Origin of the sequence: Alteromonas pelagimontana (assembly GCF_002499975.2) — a bacterium.
In the GTDB taxonomy this organism is placed as follows: Bacteria; Pseudomonadota; Gammaproteobacteria; order Enterobacterales; family Alteromonadaceae; genus Alteromonas; species Alteromonas pelagimontana.
This window is the reverse complement of sequence record NZ_CP052766.1, coordinates 424099-441032: the sequence shown is the minus strand read 5'-3', so window position 1 is coordinate 441032 and position 16934 is coordinate 424099. Positions and strand designations below refer to the sequence as shown.

32 protein-coding genes are annotated in these 16934 nt (G+C 46.0%); 7 read left to right on the top strand and 25 right to left on the bottom strand.

The genetic code is table 11. The annotated features are described in order from the left end of the window. Positions 1 to 21: 21 nt before the first annotated feature. The 21 genes from CA267_RS02035 to CA267_RS01935 form a co-directional block, all read right to left on the bottom strand. Positions 22 to 363 (bottom strand): hypothetical protein, encoded by a 342-nt coding sequence (locus tag CA267_RS02035; protein WP_139316229.1) that lies wholly within the window; start codon positions 361 to 363, stop codon positions 22 to 24. Positions 364 to 368: 5 nt separating this feature from the next. Continuing rightward, positions 369 to 1328, bottom strand: coding sequence for a site-specific integrase (locus CA267_RS02030; RefSeq protein ID WP_232367587.1), 960 nt, complete (start codon positions 1326 to 1328; stop codon positions 369 to 371). Positions 1329 to 1522: 194 nt separating this feature from the next. Then, the gene (locus CA267_RS02025) at positions 1523 to 1738 is read right to left on the bottom strand and encodes a hypothetical protein (protein WP_075609018.1); all 216 of its coding nucleotides are present in this window, start codon (positions 1736 to 1738) and stop codon (positions 1523 to 1525) included. Next, positions 1738 to 2481: a GIY-YIG nuclease family protein gene (locus CA267_RS02020; protein ID WP_139316230.1), complete on the bottom strand. Its 744-nt coding sequence runs from the start codon at positions 2479 to 2481 to the stop codon at positions 1738 to 1740. Before CA267_RS02020 ends, CA267_RS02025 begins: the two co-directional genes overlap by 1 nt. After that, a complete protein-coding gene (locus tag CA267_RS02015; RefSeq protein WP_075609020.1) occupies positions 2481 to 2867 on the bottom strand; it encodes a YopX family protein in 387 nt (128 codons plus the stop codon). The genes CA267_RS02020 and CA267_RS02015 overlap by 1 nt, the downstream gene beginning before the upstream one ends. After that, on the bottom strand, positions 2864 to 3235 hold the full coding sequence (locus tag CA267_RS02010) for a hypothetical protein (RefSeq protein ID WP_075609021.1): 372 nt from the start codon (positions 3233 to 3235) through the stop codon (positions 2864 to 2866). Before CA267_RS02010 ends, CA267_RS02015 begins: the two co-directional genes overlap by 4 nt. Continuing rightward, entirely contained in the window at positions 3225 to 3677 is a 453-nt protein-coding gene (locus tag CA267_RS02005; RefSeq protein WP_075609022.1) for a hypothetical protein, read from the bottom strand. Before CA267_RS02005 ends, CA267_RS02010 begins: the two co-directional genes overlap by 11 nt. Then, a complete protein-coding gene (locus CA267_RS02000) occupies positions 3670 to 3942 on the bottom strand; it encodes a hypothetical protein (RefSeq protein WP_075609023.1) in 273 nt (90 codons plus the stop codon). Before CA267_RS02000 ends, CA267_RS02005 begins: the two co-directional genes overlap by 8 nt. Then, complete coding sequence (locus CA267_RS01995; RefSeq protein ID WP_075609024.1) at positions 3935 to 4180, bottom strand: hypothetical protein; 246 nt, start codon at positions 4178 to 4180, stop codon at positions 3935 to 3937. The genes CA267_RS02000 and CA267_RS01995 overlap by 8 nt, the downstream gene beginning before the upstream one ends. Before the next feature lie 196 nt (positions 4181 to 4376). Continuing rightward, positions 4377 to 5033 (bottom strand): hypothetical protein, encoded by a 657-nt coding sequence (locus CA267_RS01990; RefSeq protein ID WP_075609026.1) that lies wholly within the window; start codon positions 5031 to 5033, stop codon positions 4377 to 4379. Positions 5034 to 5042: 9 nt separating this feature from the next. Continuing rightward, positions 5043 to 5834 (bottom strand): HNH endonuclease signature motif containing protein, encoded by a 792-nt coding sequence (locus CA267_RS01985; protein WP_217358050.1) that lies wholly within the window; start codon positions 5832 to 5834, stop codon positions 5043 to 5045. Further along, positions 5831 to 6073 (bottom strand): hypothetical protein, encoded by a 243-nt coding sequence (locus tag CA267_RS01980; protein ID WP_075609027.1) that lies wholly within the window; start codon positions 6071 to 6073, stop codon positions 5831 to 5833. The genes CA267_RS01985 and CA267_RS01980 overlap by 4 nt, the downstream gene beginning before the upstream one ends. Before the next feature lie 9 nt (positions 6074 to 6082). Then, on the bottom strand, positions 6083 to 6358 hold the full coding sequence (locus CA267_RS01975) for a helix-turn-helix transcriptional regulator (protein WP_075609028.1): 276 nt from the start codon (positions 6356 to 6358) through the stop codon (positions 6083 to 6085). Further along, positions 6358 to 8049: a YqaJ viral recombinase family protein gene (locus tag CA267_RS01970; RefSeq protein ID WP_075609029.1), complete on the bottom strand. Its 1692-nt coding sequence runs from the start codon at positions 8047 to 8049 to the stop codon at positions 6358 to 6360. Before CA267_RS01970 ends, CA267_RS01975 begins: the two co-directional genes overlap by 1 nt. Then, positions 8046 to 8804, bottom strand: a complete 759-nt coding sequence (locus tag CA267_RS01965) for a recombinase RecT (protein ID WP_075609030.1) — start codon at positions 8802 to 8804, stop codon at positions 8046 to 8048. The genes CA267_RS01970 and CA267_RS01965 overlap by 4 nt, the downstream gene beginning before the upstream one ends. After that, complete coding sequence (locus tag CA267_RS01960; protein ID WP_075609031.1) at positions 8797 to 9084, bottom strand: hypothetical protein; 288 nt, start codon at positions 9082 to 9084, stop codon at positions 8797 to 8799. Before CA267_RS01960 ends, CA267_RS01965 begins: the two co-directional genes overlap by 8 nt. Positions 9085 to 9166: 82 nt before the next feature. Then, a complete protein-coding gene (locus CA267_RS01955; RefSeq protein ID WP_139316231.1) occupies positions 9167 to 9349 on the bottom strand; it encodes a hypothetical protein in 183 nt (60 codons plus the stop codon). Between the two features lie 6 nt (positions 9350 to 9355). Further along, entirely contained in the window at positions 9356 to 9568 is a 213-nt protein-coding gene (locus tag CA267_RS01950) for a hypothetical protein (RefSeq protein WP_075609033.1), read from the bottom strand. Continuing rightward, positions 9565 to 9993, bottom strand: a complete 429-nt coding sequence (locus CA267_RS01945) for a hypothetical protein (RefSeq protein ID WP_083638393.1) — start codon at positions 9991 to 9993, stop codon at positions 9565 to 9567. Before CA267_RS01945 ends, CA267_RS01950 begins: the two co-directional genes overlap by 4 nt. Beyond that, a complete protein-coding gene (locus CA267_RS01940; RefSeq protein ID WP_170669004.1) occupies positions 9990 to 10991 on the bottom strand; it encodes a DUF7666 domain-containing protein in 1002 nt (333 codons plus the stop codon). Before CA267_RS01940 ends, CA267_RS01945 begins: the two co-directional genes overlap by 4 nt. Next, on the bottom strand, positions 10991 to 11371 hold the full coding sequence (locus CA267_RS01935; protein ID WP_075609034.1) for a hypothetical protein: 381 nt from the start codon (positions 11369 to 11371) through the stop codon (positions 10991 to 10993). The genes CA267_RS01940 and CA267_RS01935 overlap by 1 nt, the downstream gene beginning before the upstream one ends. 477 nt (positions 11372 to 11848) lie before the next feature. On the opposite strand from CA267_RS01935, the gene CA267_RS01930 reads away from it, so the two are divergent. Next, on the top strand, positions 11849 to 12382 hold the full coding sequence (locus tag CA267_RS01930) for a hypothetical protein (protein ID WP_075609036.1): 534 nt from the start codon (positions 11849 to 11851) through the stop codon (positions 12380 to 12382). A 6-nt stretch (positions 12383 to 12388) separates the two neighbouring features. Beyond that, complete coding sequence (locus tag CA267_RS01925) at positions 12389 to 12685, top strand: hypothetical protein (protein WP_075609037.1); 297 nt, start codon at positions 12389 to 12391, stop codon at positions 12683 to 12685. A gap of 60 nt (positions 12686 to 12745) precedes the next feature. Here CA267_RS01925 and CA267_RS01920 read toward each other — a convergent pair whose 3' ends face one another. Both CA267_RS01920 and CA267_RS01915 read right to left on the bottom strand, forming a co-directional pair. Continuing rightward, on the bottom strand, positions 12746 to 13216 hold the full coding sequence (locus CA267_RS01920) for a type II toxin-antitoxin system YhaV family toxin (RefSeq protein WP_075609038.1): 471 nt from the start codon (positions 13214 to 13216) through the stop codon (positions 12746 to 12748). Between the two features lie 5 nt (positions 13217 to 13221). Further along, a complete protein-coding gene (locus tag CA267_RS01915; RefSeq protein WP_075609039.1) occupies positions 13222 to 13413 on the bottom strand; it encodes a hypothetical protein in 192 nt (63 codons plus the stop codon). Between the two features lie 168 nt (positions 13414 to 13581). On the opposite strand from CA267_RS01915, the gene CA267_RS01910 reads away from it, so the two are divergent. Beyond that, the gene (locus CA267_RS01910) at positions 13582 to 13791 is read left to right on the top strand and encodes a hypothetical protein (protein ID WP_097349216.1); all 210 of its coding nucleotides are present in this window, start codon (positions 13582 to 13584) and stop codon (positions 13789 to 13791) included. 28 nt (positions 13792 to 13819) lie between these two features. On the opposite strand, the gene CA267_RS01905 is transcribed toward CA267_RS01910, so the two are convergent. Next, positions 13820 to 14266: a helix-turn-helix domain-containing protein gene (locus CA267_RS01905; protein WP_075609040.1), complete on the bottom strand. Its 447-nt coding sequence runs from the start codon at positions 14264 to 14266 to the stop codon at positions 13820 to 13822. 111 nt (positions 14267 to 14377) lie between these two features. On the opposite strand from CA267_RS01905, the gene CA267_RS01900 reads away from it, so the two are divergent. After that, positions 14378 to 14665 carry a YdaS family helix-turn-helix protein gene (locus CA267_RS01900; RefSeq protein ID WP_075609041.1) on the top strand — a complete coding sequence of 96 codons (288 nt, stop codon included), beginning with the start codon at positions 14378 to 14380 and terminating at the stop codon, positions 14663 to 14665. A gap of 194 nt (positions 14666 to 14859) precedes the next feature. Here CA267_RS01900 and CA267_RS19275 read toward each other — a convergent pair whose 3' ends face one another. After that, the gene (locus CA267_RS19275) at positions 14860 to 15063 is read right to left on the bottom strand and encodes an ECs_2282 family putative zinc-binding protein (RefSeq protein ID WP_456298156.1); all 204 of its coding nucleotides are present in this window, start codon (positions 15061 to 15063) and stop codon (positions 14860 to 14862) included. A gap of 53 nt (positions 15064 to 15116) precedes the next feature. Here CA267_RS19275 and CA267_RS01890 point away from each other — a divergent pair, with 53 nt between their 5' ends. The 3 genes from CA267_RS01890 (at position 15117) to CA267_RS01880 (ending at position 16801) form a co-directional block, all read left to right on the top strand. Beyond that, positions 15117 to 15464, top strand: a complete 348-nt coding sequence (locus CA267_RS01890; RefSeq protein WP_075609042.1) for a hypothetical protein — start codon at positions 15117 to 15119, stop codon at positions 15462 to 15464. An 87-nt stretch (positions 15465 to 15551) separates the two neighbouring features. Further along, positions 15552 to 15989 (top strand): hypothetical protein, encoded by a 438-nt coding sequence (locus CA267_RS01885; RefSeq protein WP_075609043.1) that lies wholly within the window; start codon positions 15552 to 15554, stop codon positions 15987 to 15989. Between the two features lie 623 nt (positions 15990 to 16612). After that, entirely contained in the window at positions 16613 to 16801 is a 189-nt protein-coding gene (locus CA267_RS01880) for a hypothetical protein (protein WP_075609044.1), read from the top strand. Positions 16802 to 16934 lie beyond the last annotated feature (133 nt).

The following is a 16934-nucleotide window of genomic DNA, read 5'->3' as shown; positions in this document are numbered from 1 at the left end:
AACCTAATACAGCATCCAAAATTAAGCTGCAGATAGGTTCATTCGGTATTTATAACTGGAGATTTCTCGCATCAATTCATCACGCTCAATTTCTGCTTCGTGCTGAGCGTCCATCAGCTTTACAAGGTTTCTTTTGCTGTTCGTAAATGCCCTCTTTTCCCTTTTAGCTAAAGGCTCGATAAGTTTAAGCTTTTCATCAGCCGAAAGATCTCCAGAGAGTATTTCATGTGCTTTTTTTCTAACTTCGATGATTTCAGATGCGGCACTCATTGTTTCATCGCACTTTCTTTTTGCGGTCTCGGCTTTCTTAACTAGCTTTTTTAATTCCGACTCCATTGCCCTAAGAACTGTTTTACTTGTCATAATTTTCATCCAATCTGCAATTCGCCAGCGGGCACTCGCACCCACTCGACATGGTTTTCTTGGTAAACTTTGGTTGATTTTGCATCCGCATGAGCTGCCCTTGCCTGTGGGTCATAACCTGCCTGGGTAAATAAATGGATCGACAATGCGCGGATCTCGTGGAAAGTTGGTCGTTCGGCTTTATTCATCTTTTCGAATAGCTTTAATTCGTCCCGCAATGCACTGAATGCTTTGCTTATGTACTCACTGGTGATCTGAGTAGGATGATCGCATTCTTTCGGTACAACACGGCTACTGCTGATCCGGTGAACAACGTAAGGGCTTAACACCTTGTCTGCTCGACTTTGCTCAATGATGGATTTCAGCGCCTGAGTGATAGGGATCTCCACTCTCGACGATTCTTTCTTCTGCACCTTTTGTCGGTGGATCCTCACGTAGCCGAAAACCATCATCCCTTCAATAACCTCAGGTGTTGGCAAAAACCGGCAGTGGCTGTATTTCAGGCGGCTAACTTCCAGCACGGCATGAGTCGTTTGAATAGCCAACTCCATTGCTGTTTTGAGATAGTGTGGCGCCGCAGCATGGATGGCTTGAAAATCAGCAAGCTTTAATCGCTTACGCTTCTTCGCCGCTACAGGGCGCAATTTCTTCTTGCGCGCTACGTTTTCATCCATTGCCGACATGTCGACCATATAATCAAAAATCTTGTTCAAGAAGATGATCTTTCTGTTCTGTACTTCAACACTTTTATCGCCAGCATGTTCTTGAACAAAATCATTAACTGTCTCTAGTGTGATTGATTTCGATAACACATCGCCATGTGACTGCTTTAGCTTTTCGCAATTACTGAGGAACGTTTTCATCACCTGAGGGCTTAGCTTTTCATCAGTCTTCACCCGCTTTATGATTTTAGGTAGCCAATCAGACAAAGGGCGATTGTATTTATCGTTGTGAGTTAAGGTCATTTTATGGGGGTTGCGCAGCTCCGCATTGAACCGCCTCGCAACCTCACATGCCTCATGCCTCGCTGTGCTATCTGGGAACCAAACGTCTTTACCTTCTGGCGTACGGTATCTCCACTTCAACTTACCCCTATGCTTCACTAGAGATAATCCAATAGGTAAATCGGAGTTGCCATGTTGCCTTCGTCGTGGCGCCATTACGCTACCTTCCTTTTCATTTGCTCAAAGAGGGCGTCAATGTTTGATTTAACCTCTTCCTTCATAAATAAAACATACCTGCCTGTAGGGGTAGTTTCCACTCTATCCACACCCTTGAGCGGGATCCCTTTGTTAATCCAGTTCCGAATTGTTTTATCTGTCACTGAGCCGCCCCATACTTCTTCGGCATATTCAGTCGGGGATAATGCTTTCATCACGCCACCTTATCGACAGTGATGCCGAATGCTTCGTTTATAGCACTCATAGATAGAGGAGCGCGTATTCTATCCATGTTTCTTCCAATTCTGCCGTTATGCTTGGGCGCGAAAAGATGAATATATACACTCTCTAGTAAATTCATGCTTTCTGGTTCGCACTCAATGAAGCAGTATCCGTTAAATTCCTTTTCGGGATCGGCTATATGGTTGCCGATACGCGTAAGAACGCTTGTACCCTGGCCAACATACACCACCTCATCATCTTGAAGTAAAAAGTAAACCCCGCTTTTAGGAATACTTCTGCTGGCAGATTTAGCTAAAGCTTCTTGCGAAAGCAGCGCGAAGCCTAATTTGCAGTCCGCAGCCTGGGCTAGCTCTAGGCTACTCAATTTGCTTTTCAGCTCATCGATACTGGTTTCCAGCTGCTGTTCTATAGCACGCAAATCAGCAATGCGATTTTCAGCGTTCTCCCTTTCTTCAAATCCAGCTATAGGAGGGGTAATTTTTTTAGCTGAAGCCTTAGCCGCGGCAATGACGTCTGACACTTTAAATAACCTGTGTCCATTGCTGTTAATATTTGCGCGAACAGGACGGCCTTCAATTTTACGTCTATTGATGAAGTTCACTGGAGCAGTGCCAGAAATAAAGAATATCTTTGCCATGCCCCCTGCTGTCAGGTGGCTGCGATATTCCTCAACGCTAAGGAACTCCGGCTTTAATGTGTACCACAAACTTTTCATCAGCTCTTATCTCCCAACAACTCAGCATTCTCATAAATATTCCCGATCACTTTCGAAGCATCGATGCCGTATATGTGGTCGCAGTAAAACTCTTTGTCCGGGTCGTTAGCTTGGTAGCAACTAAACGAAGCCGACTCGCTATTCCATGCTACAACAGCGTTGAACTGAGGGAGATTTTTATCAATTTCGATAATATCGCCTTCGTAGATTTCTTTACCGTTGGTATCATTGAGGCCGGTGTATTGCATCATATCAAGATGAATCAGCTTCCCTGATTTATCGAACCCCTCACAATACACTTTCCCAGTGTAATCGCTGCGTTTCAGTATTGGCGTCAGAGTCATACCCTTTTCAGGGCGCCAAGCTCTAAATTTAATCTCTCTCACGATTTACCCTCCAGGCTGTCGGCGTATTCTTCTGCATAGTCATCAAGCCATTGATTATCTGACCACGAGAATTGTCCGGTTTCAGTGACGTTTGATAAAAAGTCCTTTACTGCTCTTTCTTTAATTCTCTCCTCAGCGGGGCGGTTTTCAAGCTCTAACACTCTGTTAGTCAGTCTTTCATTTGTTTGTCGAAGTGAGTTTATTTCGTCCTGATTAACCATTAAGAGAAGACCTGTCAGCTCAGTAATTTTTCTACTCATAGCTGACTTCGTAGACTCAAGAGATTTAATCATCCTCCTCATTGAGTTGAATTGCTTCAGCAAACCACCGTAATCACTGCATGGAGTTGGGTTAAATTCATTGTTCATCAGTGCGCTCCTGTGGTGGTTGCGTCTTGTCCTTCATCCAATCTGCAAAAACATAATAATCATCACCGGGTTCGCTACCGTATTGGCATTCGCCGTGTTTTTCTGGATCGTATGGCTCCACTACTAAAGCTCCTATATCTAGCAAGCAGTCATAAATATTCTCGCCGTCCATTGAGCCACCCTCGAATGAAATACTTGCAGCTTCGCGAACAAACGCTTTGATCTTCTGCTCACGCTCGTACTGGGCGATTAAGAGGTTGATGTCTGAGAGGGAGCGGTAATATTCTAGCGAGCAATCAGAGCATCCTTCCGGTAATAGGTACAGGGTTCCTGAGCGGGTCTTGTAAGCCCAGTTATTTACTCCTATGGTTCCATCAGGCGCACCATCCCGAATAGCTATGTCGCGTTCGTATTCTTCGCGGGTGTATGTTGGGTTAGTCATTGTGGGAGTCCTTCATCTGGTCGCCTCTAACGCAACTTAAACTCATTGCGCACAAAATTGCATTCCTCATGCTTTCGGGATTGGCCTCAACACATTTAGTAGGGAGCATTACGTGGGCGTTGCTTTGCTCAGTAGATGCGAGATAGTCGAGTAGTCGTTTATCCTCCTCAAGCCTTTCTATATATCGCAATAAATGTTCGGGCCATTCTTCTGGCAGTTTATCAATTTGAGCTTGAACAACAGGCGGTCTGGTAAATTCAAACATATATTAACTTCCTTTCCATTCTTGACTTGAAGCCGTAGAGTGTTCGCAAATCTTGCTCTTTCAGTCCGGACGCCTTGCATGACCTTATTTCACTATTTATTTCAGAAATAATAAGGAGAACTAATTCATTTGAATCGGACTTTAATTTTTTCCTGTAGTTTGAGCGAGCCTTCCATCCGCCACCTCGCATTGAAACAACATCCTCAATCTGTTCTTTTGTAAAGATTTCTACAATCACAATCACCCCTCCTTCTGTTGCTGTTGAATCCAGGAATCAAGCGAATCCCTAGCAGCTTTAGCCACTTCGACACTTCCTATTATTGTACCTCTGGACTGATAACCGTTATTGCAAATCATTAAGTGGGTGTCATTAGGCCCACTAACTTCAATCCACGCACTCTGTTTATCGTCCACAACGTTTTTAAAAAGCTCCATCACTGAACCCCCTTCTGTTGCTGGCGTAGTTGTTGGATGCGCTCTTTTATCGAACTGTGAGAAACTATTTCAACTTTTACAGGGCCGCATGATGAGAGTGGTATTTCAAGTAGCGACTCAAGCGCCTTAATCTGCGTCTCCAAATCACGGGCGGCGAGTGCTCTCCCAAACTCTTCAACTACATGTTCTTTACTCTTAGCGCCCCAAACACTAACAGCGCTTTCCATTGCATCATCTATTGGACTCTTTTTTACAAAATGAGCGTTGATAACTGCGTGAAGATATCCAGAAAATCGATGCGCATTTGATACACAAATTGATAGTGTTCCAAGATTTCTAGCCTTCTCTCCTATTCCATGTATTACGCAAAGCTGATTAACCCCTTCGCGCAAATTATTTCGCTCCCCCTTTAACTCATCAGCCCGTTTCTCTGCGGCTTCGGCACGTATTTCTAACCGTCGCATATCGTGAGTAACATCTTTCGCGTTCTCATATTCAGCTTCTAAGTCGCTCCTCAAACGCTCAACCTCTGCTATCAGACGCTCCACTTCTGCATGCGACTCAACAGTAGGGATTTCATAAGCTTCAAGGAACTGCGATAAATCAGCGGCATCTTCTGCGCTTAATTCACTTGTTTTGATAACGATGTGTGTCATTGGAAATCCTTAGGCAGCTTTCAGCTTCATAGTTAAATCGGCGAACAAGATAGTCGTGTCCTTCATTTCTGCTGGCGAATTAGCTAAGCCAAACCTGTTAATCATTGCCAGCTGAGCGCGACTGATGAGCATCAGATTTTCAATGTCACAGTTGGTCTTGTCGTTGTCTCTGAACGCCACTGTCATGCCTTTAGGGATGGGGCCATGATGTTGTTCCCATAAGTAGCGTTGCTTAAGGCGGTAGCGGGTAGGGTGGCCAGTGTGAGGGTTACGTTCTGCCACTTTTATGTAGATGTACCCGTCCTTTTTGCAGATGCGCTCAGATCCTATTGGCTTCCGGTTTGGCGGGGTAGATCCCTTTTTAAACCGAGTTTCCTCACCACCAATCTGCAAGCCTTTCATGCCTTTGTTCCAGCTTTCTTGGCCCTTCTTGAAGTGTCCGGTTCTACCAGAAGTGATGCCGTGGTTCTTCAAAAATGCCTTTACCTGGTTAACGGATTCAGAGAGGTCAAATTTGCTATTGAATAGCGGTGTTAATTCTTTGACCGACATTTTCTTGAACGAACGCTTAAGCCACGTTATTTGCTCATCGGAATACTTAAGCTCCCGCTCCCCAGGCTGCAGTCCGGGATCGCGTCCGGATGTAATTTTGTGATTATTCAGGCAAGCTTTGATTTGGTTCTGCGTCTTTTCTGTGCCAAACCACTTGTTGAACTCCTCGGTCAGCCTTGGCAGGCGCCAAAGCTTAAAGCCCACTTCTAGGAATGCGAGCATCTCAACGGAATAGACAAATCGGCTCATGATTTATCTTCCAACATAATGCCATCGATGTGGCGCTTCGCATTTTGGCTCATTTCGTCATACTTCATTGCTGCATCGAAGCGAAGTTTGGTGTTGCTGACAATCTCCTTGGCAACAGATGCCATAGCCTTGCCGCGATCAATCTCGGATTTAAGATCTTCACCCTTAATATCCTCATCGCCTAAGCGCTCAAGCTGGGCAAAAAGATGGTTGTTTAAATCTGATAATCTGTTTTTCATCTCAGTTCCTTAAGCAGCTTTAAGTTTTGTAGGGTAGTGCGGTGTAATAGCGGCGTTGATTCTGTCTTTACCGCCAGGTAACCATTGGCCGCCATAATCGCGATACTGAACAATGACAAGCTCCAGGCGATTAGCGACGCCAACTTTCGGATAAATGCTCTCCATGTGCCATTTAACGGTTCTCTTTGTCATAAAAAGACGCTCGGCAATTACGGAGAAAGGCGCACCATCAAGAGACGTGTTCCACACATCAATTTCGCGGGGGCGTAACTTAATCTCCTTCATCACGCCACCTCACGCTGTTCGATATACTGCTGATAGAGGGCATCAAGCTTGTCAGCAAGGGCGGCGTCTTCATGCTTGGCCCAGGCTACAAAACTGACCACGGCATTAACTTCCATCATGCCTAGCTTGCGGGTTGTGGTTCCTGTTGAACCAACTTGTGATAGCTCCACACGCTGCGGAGTTGACGCTGTTTGCGTTTGAGTTTCTTGAGCTTCTGGCTCATTGGCTTCTTCCTTAACTGAGCTTGATTGCTGCTGGCGCTGCGCGGTTTCCTCGGCTTCGCGTTGTTGCTGTTCTGCGCGTTGCTGGGCTTCCAGTTCGGCCTTTTCCTTGGCGGCTTTAGCTTCCGCTTCACGTCTAGCTTTAGCTTCTTCCTCGGCACGAATGCGAGCGCGCTGTTCTTCTTCACGCTTCGCTTCACGTTCTTTGTGTTCTGCGATACGAGCAGTTACCAGGGCTTTGAAATCATCAGCGGCTTTAAATGCAATCTGCGCCCAGTCGTTAAATAGGAAGTCGAATTCGCGGTTGTCAGCGATAACGAGCATGTTTTGCATAGCGGCATCACGGTAGTTAGCAATTTCAATCTTGGCTTTCGCCACTTCACCGTCGGCTGCGTCTTTGAGAGAATCAATGGTGCGCTTGCCTTTCATGGCGCCAACAACATCAATAGAAAGACGAGGGAGAATGGCGTTTACTTTCCGGCCTGCCTCTTGCTCCGCATCGCCGATTTCATTCATGGCGGCGTAGTAAATTTCTTTGCGGATTTCTTCTTTACGGGCTTTTACTTGCTTACCTTCTGATAAACGGGCTTGGCGAATCTGCTCACTGATGAAGCGTAAATCTTTTACGAAAGCGTCAATACTGCCAACTTCACCGAGCACCCGATCACAAATATCTGAAATGTCTTTTTCGGCCTTGGTGAAAACCTTCTGCCGAGCTTCGGCGTTGGCAAAGTCCTGATCGGATTCCAGTGGCTGCTTAGAGATTTCAACCAGCTCATTCGCCGCGGCTTTGTATGCGTCGAGATTAGAAGATAGGGCAAGACCATTCATTTCATACCGGATAGCAGGTAGGTCACGCACCGGCTCAGCCGCTACTTTCTCGGATTTGGCTTCAGGCACGTGGTTTTCCAGATCGTCGGCAAACTGCATCCAGCCTTTGATAAGCTGCTCGCGGCGCTCAGGAACGGATTCATAGTACATTTCTTGCCATCTATTCTCTGTACCGTCACTTGTCACAAAGAAAACTTTGTCTGCGCCAGAAACCAATAGTTGCTGCTCTAACTGCCAATAGTAGTGAGGCTCAAGAACGTCATTGAGGACGTTTTCAGCAAGCGTCTTATTGAAGATCTTGTGTTCAAAACAGACTTCTTCCAGAAGCGTGATACCGTCAAAACTAGCCAGCAGAGGTAAGCCTTCTACTTCCGCCGAGCCTGTAACTGGATAAAGCTCTTCGAAAAGCTTTTTCTCTGCAATCGGTCTCGCCGCCTCTTCCGCTGCATGCCCAGCATCGAATAATTTTTGCAGGTAATCATCAACGATTGTTGTCCAACCCTTCTTTGCATCAAGAAGTTGGTTCCGGCTAATGTTTTTGTGTGCGCCCATCATCATTGGCGCTTCAGATGCGGTGAAAAAGTCTTTTCTGAGAGCCAACCATTCCGCTGAACCCTGAATAACATTGATATGCTTCATGCTGGTTCTCCTGCTTCAATAGATTCAATCGCCTCAATCATGCCCTGGGTAAGATCACCTTTGGTGCTTACCATCGAAATGATTTGCTCAGATGTTTTCTTTCCAGATTCAACTGCAGCTTTCCACTTAGGGAAGTTCTCGTTAAAGTCCGACTCGCTGTATTGGGTGCGGGATTGTTTTTGGCCTATGCGCTTCGACTGTGCTTGCGGAGCTGGAGTCGGGTTGATTTCTTTCTCCATATCCTCCGCTTCTTCTCTGGTAACTAAACCAGCAAGGGCGTCAGCAAATTGATTACGCACAGCAAACCCACGGGCGCGCATTGCCAGCATGCGTTTTGGATGCTGCTTCCACGGGCCTTGCTTTCCCCATAAGCCAGCGGTATCCGCATCATCCTTGCTATAGTGTTGGGTGTGTTTTTCACCTCCTTTTCGCCATACGGTGCAGGTAGCAGTCATGGTGTCTTCATCGAAACTTTCCTGAATGCCGCCAAAAGCCGGAGAATTCTGAACTAGTGCTAACAGAGCATCCCCGTAAATTGATGGACGACCGTTAATAACAGCAATGTTTTGTATCGATTGAAGTGGATTAAGACCAAGTTCGTGCCCCATCATCATTGCAACAAGCGTGTCTTCTGGCTTACCTTTATAGTTGTTGGGAGCAAGCTGGCTATTGCAAATCATGGTTGCGAGCTGCATAGCCTGCTCTAGGTTCTGGGGCGCTAAAGCAAACCCTGTTGTCTTGGTTAAATTACCCATTTGCCACCTCCGAAGAAGAAGAGCTTCCATGCTCAAGAGGGACGACGATGTAACTGCGAAGTTCTTTGTTGAGCTTGCTCATGCGTTCAATGCTTTCCGTTGTATCGAGAAAGAAAGCGTCGTTGTAGTCATAACCGCCAAGTACACCGGTGACGAACACACAGTTATTACCTGTATGCTGTACGCCGATATCGCGGCCTTGCGCCTGTAACGCTTCGATTGTGTCTTTCAAAGCTGTTGCTTGACTCTCTGCGAGTCGCTTGATTTGTAATGTATCCATCGTCTATCATCCTCGTTGATCGTCTGGTTGCCGTCCAAAGTTCCCAGCCGATTGTTGTGTTGCGCCCCGAAAGGGGCGTGGTTTACTTAATCTTTCTGTAGATAGCTCCTGGAGCCACAACGAATTCATCATCTCGCAGCTGACTCAAAGAAATTCCGCCGTTCTTATCTTCAAGAGCTTCGCGATCAAACTTGTATGAGCCGTCTTCTTCTTCTCTGATAACTGCAATCTCACGACCTCTACATAAAACTGTTTCGCTCATCATCCTCTCCTATGCGCTATGCGCGGTTAATTGCATTACTGGCTGAATCTCTTCAACCCCATCAATAACGTGGCCGTTAACTTTCCACGTGCACGCTTCAGTAATTCCCGCAAGCTTCTGCACTGCTGTTGGCTCGAACGGACAAGCCTTTGCAGTAGCAGTCCATTTCACTGAGCCGTAGTAGCCAGTCACGTTGTATTCTGTGCCGAGGGTAGGGGTCATGCTGCCTTTCTCCCCGCAGTAGCAGTAAACAACCGAGGTGTGCCGTTGATTAACCGTATCCAGTGATTTTCGCCTGCTTTATCCGCGATAAACTTGAGGATTGTATGTCTGCTACAGTTGAGTAAATCAGCTAACTGAGACTGATTGCCGCGAGTGCCGATAAGCGCATCAGGAATTGTCTGGTACTCTCTGCCAATCCGCTCACGCAGCTTCTCATCAGCACTAGGCTCGATGATTTCGTATTCGCCTCCGCTAAAGTGCCAGGCCTCAAAACCGTCGAGATAAGATTCGTCAGCACCTACAGCGATTAACTCAGGTGCGGATACAAAAAGGTGACCAAACGATTCATATAAAGCATCAACTTCAACAGGAAAGCTCACGCCACGGAATCCGCGAAGCGTAGTTTTCAGTAATCGGGCTTTCATGCTGCCACCTCGATAAACTCGCCATCAGAATCCAGCTTGTACCAAGTATCAGCTTTAACCTCTTTACCCGCTATCGCCGCTCGGATATGTAGCAAGTCGCCTTCGTCATTGCGATACACCAAAACGATTGCGCTGCCTTCCGCTGCCTTTGCTTTTGATTGGTAGCCGCTTGCCATAGCGACAGAATGCTTGCCTTCAACACTTGCAGCAGAGTAGTCGCCCGTGTTGCTTGCAGCAGAGTAGTTGCCCGTGTTGCTTGCAGCAGAGCGGTAGCCCGTGTTGCTTGCAGCAGAGTAGTCGCCCGTGTTGCTTGCAGCAGAGCGGTAGCCCGTGTTGCTTGCAGCAGAGTAGTCGCCCGTGTTGCTTGCAGCAGAGCAGTTGCCCGTGTTGCTTGCAGCAGAGCGGTAGCCCGTGTTGCTTGCAGCAGAGTAGTTGCCCGTGTTGCTTGCAGCAGAGTAGTTGCCCGTGTTGCTTGCAGCAGAGTAGTCGCCCGTGTTGCTTGCAGCAGAGTAGTCGCCCGTGTTGCTTGCAGCAGAGTAGTCGCCCGTGTTGCTTGCAGCAGAGTAGTTGCCCGTGTTGCTTGCAGCAGAGCAGTTGCCCGTGTTGCTTGCAGCAGAGCGGTAGCCCGTGTTGCTTGCATGGCTCCTATCTTCGGTAGAATGCTTTTCGCCCTGCGTGGCTTTAGAAATGATCCACTCAACGCCTTTTTTCACAACTTCTGGAATGGAAATTTCCGCTTTAATTGTTATTTCAGCGCTGGCAATTTTTGTGTCATCACCATCCCTGTCGATATGGCCCGCGACTTCAACAGTGTGAAAAACGCTTTCAGCAGGGCCGTAGTAGCCGAAAATATCCAAAGGGTTTTCACAGCTATGGAAACCTCCTTTAGCACAGCGAACAACTTCACCTTCGTGCTTATAGGTTTTGCCCACTTCGTACTGAAAACCTCTGCATGTCAGGTCTTTATTGAATCCCTTGTAAGCTATTAACTTTTCCATTACGCCACTCTCTCCAAATTAAGTTCAAACCCATCAGGCAAACGGTGCCACTTGTTCAACTGCTCGATGATGATGTTCGCTGCATGACGTATCGTGATGCGCGCATAAGCACTCACAGCCTCGTCAGCGTCTTTATCTTCGAGTAGCTGACAGATAGTGTCGTATTCGTCTGACTGCGCTAAATCGCCGCGTACGTCGTCATGCCAATTGATTGAAACGTTAGTTTCAGCATCGCTCCACGTTAGCGTCTCGCCGTTGCGCAGCTGACCGATTAGGAACGGCACATAGCCGCGCAGCATCTCGAAGCCGTACTCGACAGGCTCAACTAAACGTGCCGCTTCTTCGGCTATTTCGTTGCTTATGGGGCAGGGTAAAGGCATGTCGTTTCTCCTTGTTCGCAACTCGCTGTTGCAATGGCGCAATCAAAGTAGTAATTTCGGGTGAGATTTGTCGCTACTAACTAACAATCTGTACCACAACTAAAAATACAACTGATTACAACTAATGTATGTAATTTAGGTACAAATTAACTTGTTGTCAAGAGATTGTTTGGTATAATTGATGGTGAAAATTTACTAAAAGATTATTTTTCTTTGCCGATAAAGAATATGCAGGTGTTATACTGTTTTTTTATACAGCTCATATTCAAGGATTAATAAAGCATGAAAAAATCTAGTAAATTGGCTTTTGTTTTGGCGGCTTGTCTAGGTGTAGCTGGTGCGGCTTACGCATCAGATGACAAGGAAGATAACGGCTCAGACCTAGCTTGTAAGTTATTCCCCATGTTGTGCGGTGTTAGCACTCAAGGTGGTAATGGCGGAGGTGTTGAGCCCCCAAAGTAAATTAACGGAATGTAGATGTTTGGACTTTCAGAACAATCAATACTGGATATAAAATACTTTATTGAAGATTATTCGCTGGCGCTGATGGCGCTGGCGTTTATCTCTTACACAGTATCAGTGGGGAAGGTGACGGCTTTTAATTTGACGTTGTTTTTTGCGGTGGTACTGCATTTACTTCACCAATATATTGCGAGAACTCTTCTTCCGCTTTATGACGAGGTTGATTTCAAGCAGTTCCTTTATTATTTCTGGTATCTTTCTTTCGCAGTTACAGACGTCGTATTTGTGCTCGCAAGCTTGGCATGTATCCGGAAATTTAAGTTGCTGCGAGACAGGGTGAGTAACTTCCTGCTCATTTGTTACTTGGGTATGGCTGCGATACAAGTCCTAAGACTTATCGATCGGGAGCTTGACATAGACGCTCTCGGAGCTGTATATAGTAACAGTATTATCCTCACTAACATTGTGGTCACCATTGCTGTAATATTGATGGCAGTGCGTGTGCTGTTGGTTAGAAGTGGCCGCGTTCTCATACCAGCGAAGGAGTAGGTATTGATGTTAACGATTTTTGAAGTTCTGACATTAACTGCTGCATTTATTGTATTTGGCTGGGTGATCATCGCTCACTGCAGAATAGAGAATGTAGAGGTAGAAAAAGAAATTCCTGATAATGTCATACCGTTTGGTATCGGCAAGACAAAGCGTCTGGAAGAAAACCTTCACCTGTTCTTGCAGGCCGATCAAGCTCTTGCAGATGAACAGCATGAGCGCTATATGGCTTTGTACATGCAGGCCACGAGTTCCGCAAAAGAGCTGCTGAGAGACAGGGTGGTTGAGAGAAAAACTGGATAAAGCTGCCGAGACATTCCGCCACAAACACAAAAACCGCCTACTGGCGGTTAGTTTTGGGAGCTAGCTACTCTTCTGAATTTGTGCGGCGGTGCATTCCTTCAAAAGATCATTAAAAGAGTTAGGGATCTCTCCGCTAGCTACTTTCTTCTTAAACACTGTATATACATCAGTTTTAGCGTTATGCTTTCTAAGAGTGCTGTGATCATTTAGCCATGCTAATAATATCGCGCCCTCTCCAGAGTTGTACTGGAAAAATAATCGAAATCGATACGGCATGCCTTTTTTCACTCGGCGCCAATGCTTCATGTTCCTTTCGCGAAATGTATCGCCCAGGTTAAATTGCTTATGAGCTGGATCGGGAGCGACACGATGAAATATGCAATTATTCACTGACTCGTAAAGCTTAAAGGTGGGATGTTGATCAAAGTGGTCTGGATCTTTTTCTGATAGTTTTACAACTTCAGACAGTAAGTTGGAATAAATGATTTGGAAGGCTTTGTGCCAGTAAAATGTCCATCCGTGAACTTTCATATTAACTAACCTTCCAATAGTTCTCTTTTTTCTCTCGCAGCCTGAGCCCTTGCCTCTATGAGAGATATAGTATCAAAAATACTATCAGGTATGGGCTCGATATTTACACCGTTCTCAATGTCACTTGCGATAGCCTTAAGAAGCCGCTCTTCACTATCCCGCTCCGACATCATTTCCTTGAAATTCAAAATATTCATGGATGCCTCCTTGGTTTGAAACGAGGTCGCGAATTATACGCGCCTACACAAACTGTGCAATACTTAGTATGCATTCATTGTGAAAAAGTTCAAGTTATATTGCTTCACTGTGTATACTTAGAGGGGTAGTGGCAAAAAACTTAAGAAGCGACACGATGATGTATTTAGATGGCTGGTATGACTTATAGCAAGCAATTGTTCAAAGGGCTAAAGATGAAAACGAATGAAGAGAACTTACTTGCCAAAGAGGATGCGAACCTTGAGGTTGCGCCGGATAGAGTGGAGCCAAAATTTAAAGCGACCCGAGCTAACTTGGAAAGAATTGCGCGATTAAATAATGCCAACACGGAAACCGGCTCGGATTTTGTCGAAGTTTAATCTGCTTCGGCATTAGCAGAAGGCAATCTTATGCCTTCTTTAGGTTGTTGATTGACAATGATGCAGTTACGTAGTCACCGGTAAGCTTTCCTTTAATCGAAATTTCAAAAGCTCTCCTAAGTAAATCAAAATCGACGTTTTCATAACCCTTGCCGTTTTGAATTCTGATTGACTTATAGCTCTTGATTGCCTGATCCAGCGCCTCTGTGGCCGCATGAACGTAAAATTCCGGATCAGTTAGCTGCTCACCTTCCTCAACTTTCCTTTCCCCTTTTAAAAGCCAAGCTCTACTTACGCCTAGTGCTTCGCATATAGGGTCAAAGTACTTACTTGTCCTTGTAACATTAGCTTCCATTCTGGCTATGTTTTGCTGCGACGTTCCCACCGCTGCGGCGAGATCATCCTGCGACCAGCCTTTCGCATTCCTTGCTTCAGTAATTCTGCTTCCGATTGTAGACAAGATAAATAATCTCATTGTTTCTTTTCCGTGAAATATACAAATTCGCTTGTAGTTTAACAAACAAACTTGCTTGTTGTCGAGAAAACAACTAAAGTATGTAAAAACAACTACGGCAATTGTGTAGAAATGGATGAGATGACCGCGCTAAAAAAGGCGATTGAGATAATTTCAGGCGGGAGCCAGAAGAGGTTCGCTGAACTTGTGACTGAGCAGGTCGAGTTATCGAATTCCTGCGCTTTATCTTTGAGCCGGAAAATACCTTCTTTGAGCCAGCAACTTGTGAACTACTGGATCAAGAATGACAAACCTTGCTCACCTCACTATGCGCCAATCATATCAAACCTGACTAAAGGCGAAGTCAAGATGCACGAACTGCGCCCAGACGTTTATCCGGTAGAGGACAAAGCGGCGTGAGCAATGGCGGCTACACATCATATATCGAAGGGTTGACCGTGAAGCAACCTGATCAATACGGCCTTTACGCACTATTACCAAAGAATGAAAAGGGCAAGGAAAGTATGAGTAACGGCGACGCAGCTACCCACACACTAAAACTCGAAGTTGAGAATGCCGAGCAAATTGCGGCGCAGTTGGAGCAACTTACTGAGTCAGAACTTCTTAAAAGCCTTTCCGAGGGATCGCGAAATTTCCTTCTTCATAGCCTCGATAGAGGCCTTCTGGACTTCGCTGTGTCTACCGATAGCTCCGCACCGGGAGCAGGTGATCTTGTCATGCGGTTTGGGATTGTCCGGCTGCTCGAACTTTTGGCTACCGCACTTGGCACATTTGAGAGTGAGTTCAATGCTGGGCATAACGATTCCTTGTCTATTGATTCCAAATCTAACCATACCAGAGGTACTGAGTAATGAGCAAGATTAACCAACTGAAGTTAGCGCTTGAAGTGCTGGATTTATTAGAAGAGTACCATGACATCACAGTAAAAATTCAGGACTTCCAAGATGCGCATTTTAGACCAGTAGAAGATGTATGGGCTGGCACATTGCATCTTTCTCTGAGTGGAATCTTGGTGGCAAGCCCTGAGGTATTCGCAGACTTCCTTTCCAAGATTAATGCTTCAAAGGAAATCAAAGCCCTCATCACTGACAAAAATGGCTACCCAGTAGACAAAACTGTCATTGAGCAAGCTATTCAGAATGAACGGATAGACGCGATTGAAAAGCGTCTGGACAAGAAAGAGTACCGCTATGTGTAAGCCAGCAGGAGAAATCCGCATGAGCAAGGTAATCCCACTACCACGCAAAGAGCGTGATGACGAACAGCAAGATGATAAGGAAGCAGCATGAGTGACTTACAGCAAGAAGTAGCAAAGCTAATTGAAAAGGCAAATAACGGCATTGATTCAGCCGGTAGTTTTCTGCAAGCGGAATTGCCGGAGTATATCAACCAGCTGCTTCTGTGGCACTCAATTCACAGCTTAGTCTTGGCAGTTATTGGAATGGCTTTAATGGCTTCGCCGATACTCATTTTAAGAAAAACGCGCTCACTAATGCCCAAGCCTCCACAGAATAGAGAGGAAACGTCTTGGGCTTACGAGTGGTGGTCCTTTGATAAAGCACCAGAGCTGAATCATCTTGGGGTAATGGTGTGGATCTCTTCTGGCCTACTGTCCCTCTGCATGCTTTGTGTAGGTGCTGGCCTAATCAATCTTGACTGGCTTCAAATCTGGCTAGCTCCCAAGGTATGGCTAGTTGAATACGCAGCGAAGCTAACATCATGAGCCGCATCACTCAGCTATTTGACGACATTTACAAAGACTCACAAGAGGTTTTAACAATGGATAAGCGTGTAACTGACAGAACGTTTAGCAAATGGCTGAAACGGCACTCGCAGAAGATTCAAGTGGCAATGGCAACAGCATTTTGCCTGATAACACTACCGTGTTCGATTTGGCTCTATGCGGTTTACACAGTGCCCGGGTTTTATCTGTAACCAAGTAAGTTTCGTCGTCGAATGCGGCTGTTTAATCAGTCATAAGTGCAAACGATGACGTTTATATGGCGCAAGCAGCTTAACTGCCAGCTACGCCCGAGGGGTGTGTCTCCCTTGTAACCGAAAAGACCGTGGTTGCCCTCCCCACGATTACAAAATGAGGGCGTTTTGGGAAGCCCTTGGGAAACGGAGTCAGTTGAAATACTCCATCAAATACACCTAGATAAATCCGAGATGGCCTAACAAGGGCTTCACCAAAGCGTTACGCGGGTTGTAGTGCGTTTCTCGATAGGCGCTTTCGGCTAGCCCACGTACGGGCTACCGCAAACAAACGCGGGTACTACAGATATGAAAAAGCCCCGATCATGGCGCACTAACGCTACGGGGCTCATCAAACAAACAGGAGAGATTATGAGCGATTTAACAAAGTTTGACAACCCTAAATACACCATAGCGGCCTCTGGTCATCAGATAGCGCTGAGGGTTAACCAGGTCGGCAAGGTCATTACGCTGACAGCTATGGAAGCGGTAGAGCTGATTAGCCAGCTTGAAGCGGTTATCACTCAACAAGCAGCTAAAGAGGTTAAGCGTCATGGGTAGTCAGGCGACAGTTCACCAATTACACGAGGGGCAACAGCAAATGCCCAGCCAGAACGGTTACGTTAACTTATGGCGTGACATCAACAAGCAAAAATGGGCATCTGATGCGCTCCTGTACGGCTTTTTCACCAAG

Excerpts from the sequence above, each read along its gene's own strand:
- CA267_RS01990 (WP_075609026.1), bottom strand. The coding sequence starts at position 5,033 with ATGACACACATCGTTATCAAAACAAGTGAATTAAGCGCAGAAGATGCC.
- CA267_RS01985 (WP_217358050.1), bottom strand. The coding sequence starts at position 5,834 with ATGAGCCGATTTGTCTATTCCGTTGAGATGCTCGCATTCCTAGAAGTG.
- CA267_RS01970 (WP_075609029.1), bottom strand. The coding sequence starts at position 8,049 with ATGAAGCATATCAATGTTATTCAGGGTTCAGCGGAATGGTTGGCTCTC.
- CA267_RS01880 (WP_075609044.1), top strand. The coding sequence starts at position 16,613 with ATGAGCGATTTAACAAAGTTTGACAACCCTAAATACACCATAGCGGCC.
- CA267_RS01910 (WP_097349216.1), top strand. The coding sequence starts at position 13,582 with ATGGCTGGTATGACTTATAGCAAGCAATTGTTCAAAGGGCTAAAGATG.
- CA267_RS01975 (WP_075609028.1), bottom strand. The coding sequence starts at position 6,358 with ATGAAGGAGATTAAGTTACGCCCCCGCGAAATTGATGTGTGGAACACG.
- CA267_RS02010 (WP_075609021.1), bottom strand. The coding sequence starts at position 3,235 with ATGAACAATGAATTTAACCCAACTCCATGCAGTGATTACGGTGGTTTG.
- CA267_RS02030 (WP_232367587.1), bottom strand. The coding sequence starts at position 1,328 with ATGACCTTAACTCACAACGATAAATACAATCGCCCTTTGTCTGATTGG.
- CA267_RS01890 (WP_075609042.1), top strand. The coding sequence starts at position 15,117 with ATGAGCAAGATTAACCAACTGAAGTTAGCGCTTGAAGTGCTGGATTTA.
- CA267_RS01950 (WP_075609033.1), bottom strand. The coding sequence starts at position 9,568 with ATGACCCCTACCCTCGGCACAGAATACAACGTGACTGGCTACTACGGC.
- CA267_RS19275 (WP_456298156.1), bottom strand. The coding sequence starts at position 15,063 with ATGCCCAGCATTGAACTCACTCTCAAATGTGCCAAGTGCGGTAGCCAA.
- CA267_RS02005 (WP_075609022.1), bottom strand. The coding sequence starts at position 3,677 with ATGACTAACCCAACATACACCCGCGAAGAATACGAACGCGACATAGCT.
- CA267_RS02035 (WP_139316229.1), bottom strand. The coding sequence starts at position 363 with ATGACAAGTAAAACAGTTCTTAGGGCAATGGAGTCGGAATTAAAAAAG.
- CA267_RS01940 (WP_170669004.1), bottom strand. The coding sequence starts at position 10,991 with ATGGAAAAGTTAATAGCTTACAAGGGATTCAATAAAGACCTGACATGC.
- CA267_RS01905 (WP_075609040.1), bottom strand. The coding sequence starts at position 14,266 with ATGAGATTATTTATCTTGTCTACAATCGGAAGCAGAATTACTGAAGCA.
- CA267_RS01945 (WP_083638393.1), bottom strand. The coding sequence starts at position 9,993 with ATGAAAGCCCGATTACTGAAAACTACGCTTCGCGGATTCCGTGGCGTG.
- CA267_RS01900 (WP_075609041.1), top strand. The coding sequence starts at position 14,378 with ATGGATGAGATGACCGCGCTAAAAAAGGCGATTGAGATAATTTCAGGC.
- CA267_RS01960 (WP_075609031.1), bottom strand. The coding sequence starts at position 9,084 with ATGGATACATTACAAATCAAGCGACTCGCAGAGAGTCAAGCAACAGCT.
- CA267_RS01935 (WP_075609034.1), bottom strand. The coding sequence starts at position 11,371 with ATGCCTTTACCCTGCCCCATAAGCAACGAAATAGCCGAAGAAGCGGCA.
- CA267_RS02020 (WP_139316230.1), bottom strand. The coding sequence starts at position 2,481 with ATGAAAAGTTTGTGGTACACATTAAAGCCGGAGTTCCTTAGCGTTGAG.
- CA267_RS01925 (WP_075609037.1), top strand. The coding sequence starts at position 12,389 with ATGTTAACGATTTTTGAAGTTCTGACATTAACTGCTGCATTTATTGTA.
- CA267_RS02025 (WP_075609018.1), bottom strand. The coding sequence starts at position 1,738 with ATGAAAGCATTATCCCCGACTGAATATGCCGAAGAAGTATGGGGCGGC.
- CA267_RS02000 (WP_075609023.1), bottom strand. The coding sequence starts at position 3,942 with ATGTTTGAATTTACCAGACCGCCTGTTGTTCAAGCTCAAATTGATAAA.
- CA267_RS01885 (WP_075609043.1), top strand. The coding sequence starts at position 15,552 with ATGAGTGACTTACAGCAAGAAGTAGCAAAGCTAATTGAAAAGGCAAAT.
- CA267_RS01965 (WP_075609030.1), bottom strand. The coding sequence starts at position 8,804 with ATGGGTAATTTAACCAAGACAACAGGGTTTGCTTTAGCGCCCCAGAAC.
- CA267_RS01920 (WP_075609038.1), bottom strand. The coding sequence starts at position 13,216 with ATGAAAGTTCACGGATGGACATTTTACTGGCACAAAGCCTTCCAAATC.
- CA267_RS01955 (WP_139316231.1), bottom strand. The coding sequence starts at position 9,349 with ATGATGAGCGAAACAGTTTTATGTAGAGGTCGTGAGATTGCAGTTATC.
- CA267_RS01915 (WP_075609039.1), bottom strand. The coding sequence starts at position 13,413 with ATGAATATTTTGAATTTCAAGGAAATGATGTCGGAGCGGGATAGTGAA.
- CA267_RS01930 (WP_075609036.1), top strand. The coding sequence starts at position 11,849 with ATGTTTGGACTTTCAGAACAATCAATACTGGATATAAAATACTTTATT.
- CA267_RS01980 (WP_075609027.1), bottom strand. The coding sequence starts at position 6,073 with ATGAAAAACAGATTATCAGATTTAAACAACCATCTTTTTGCCCAGCTT.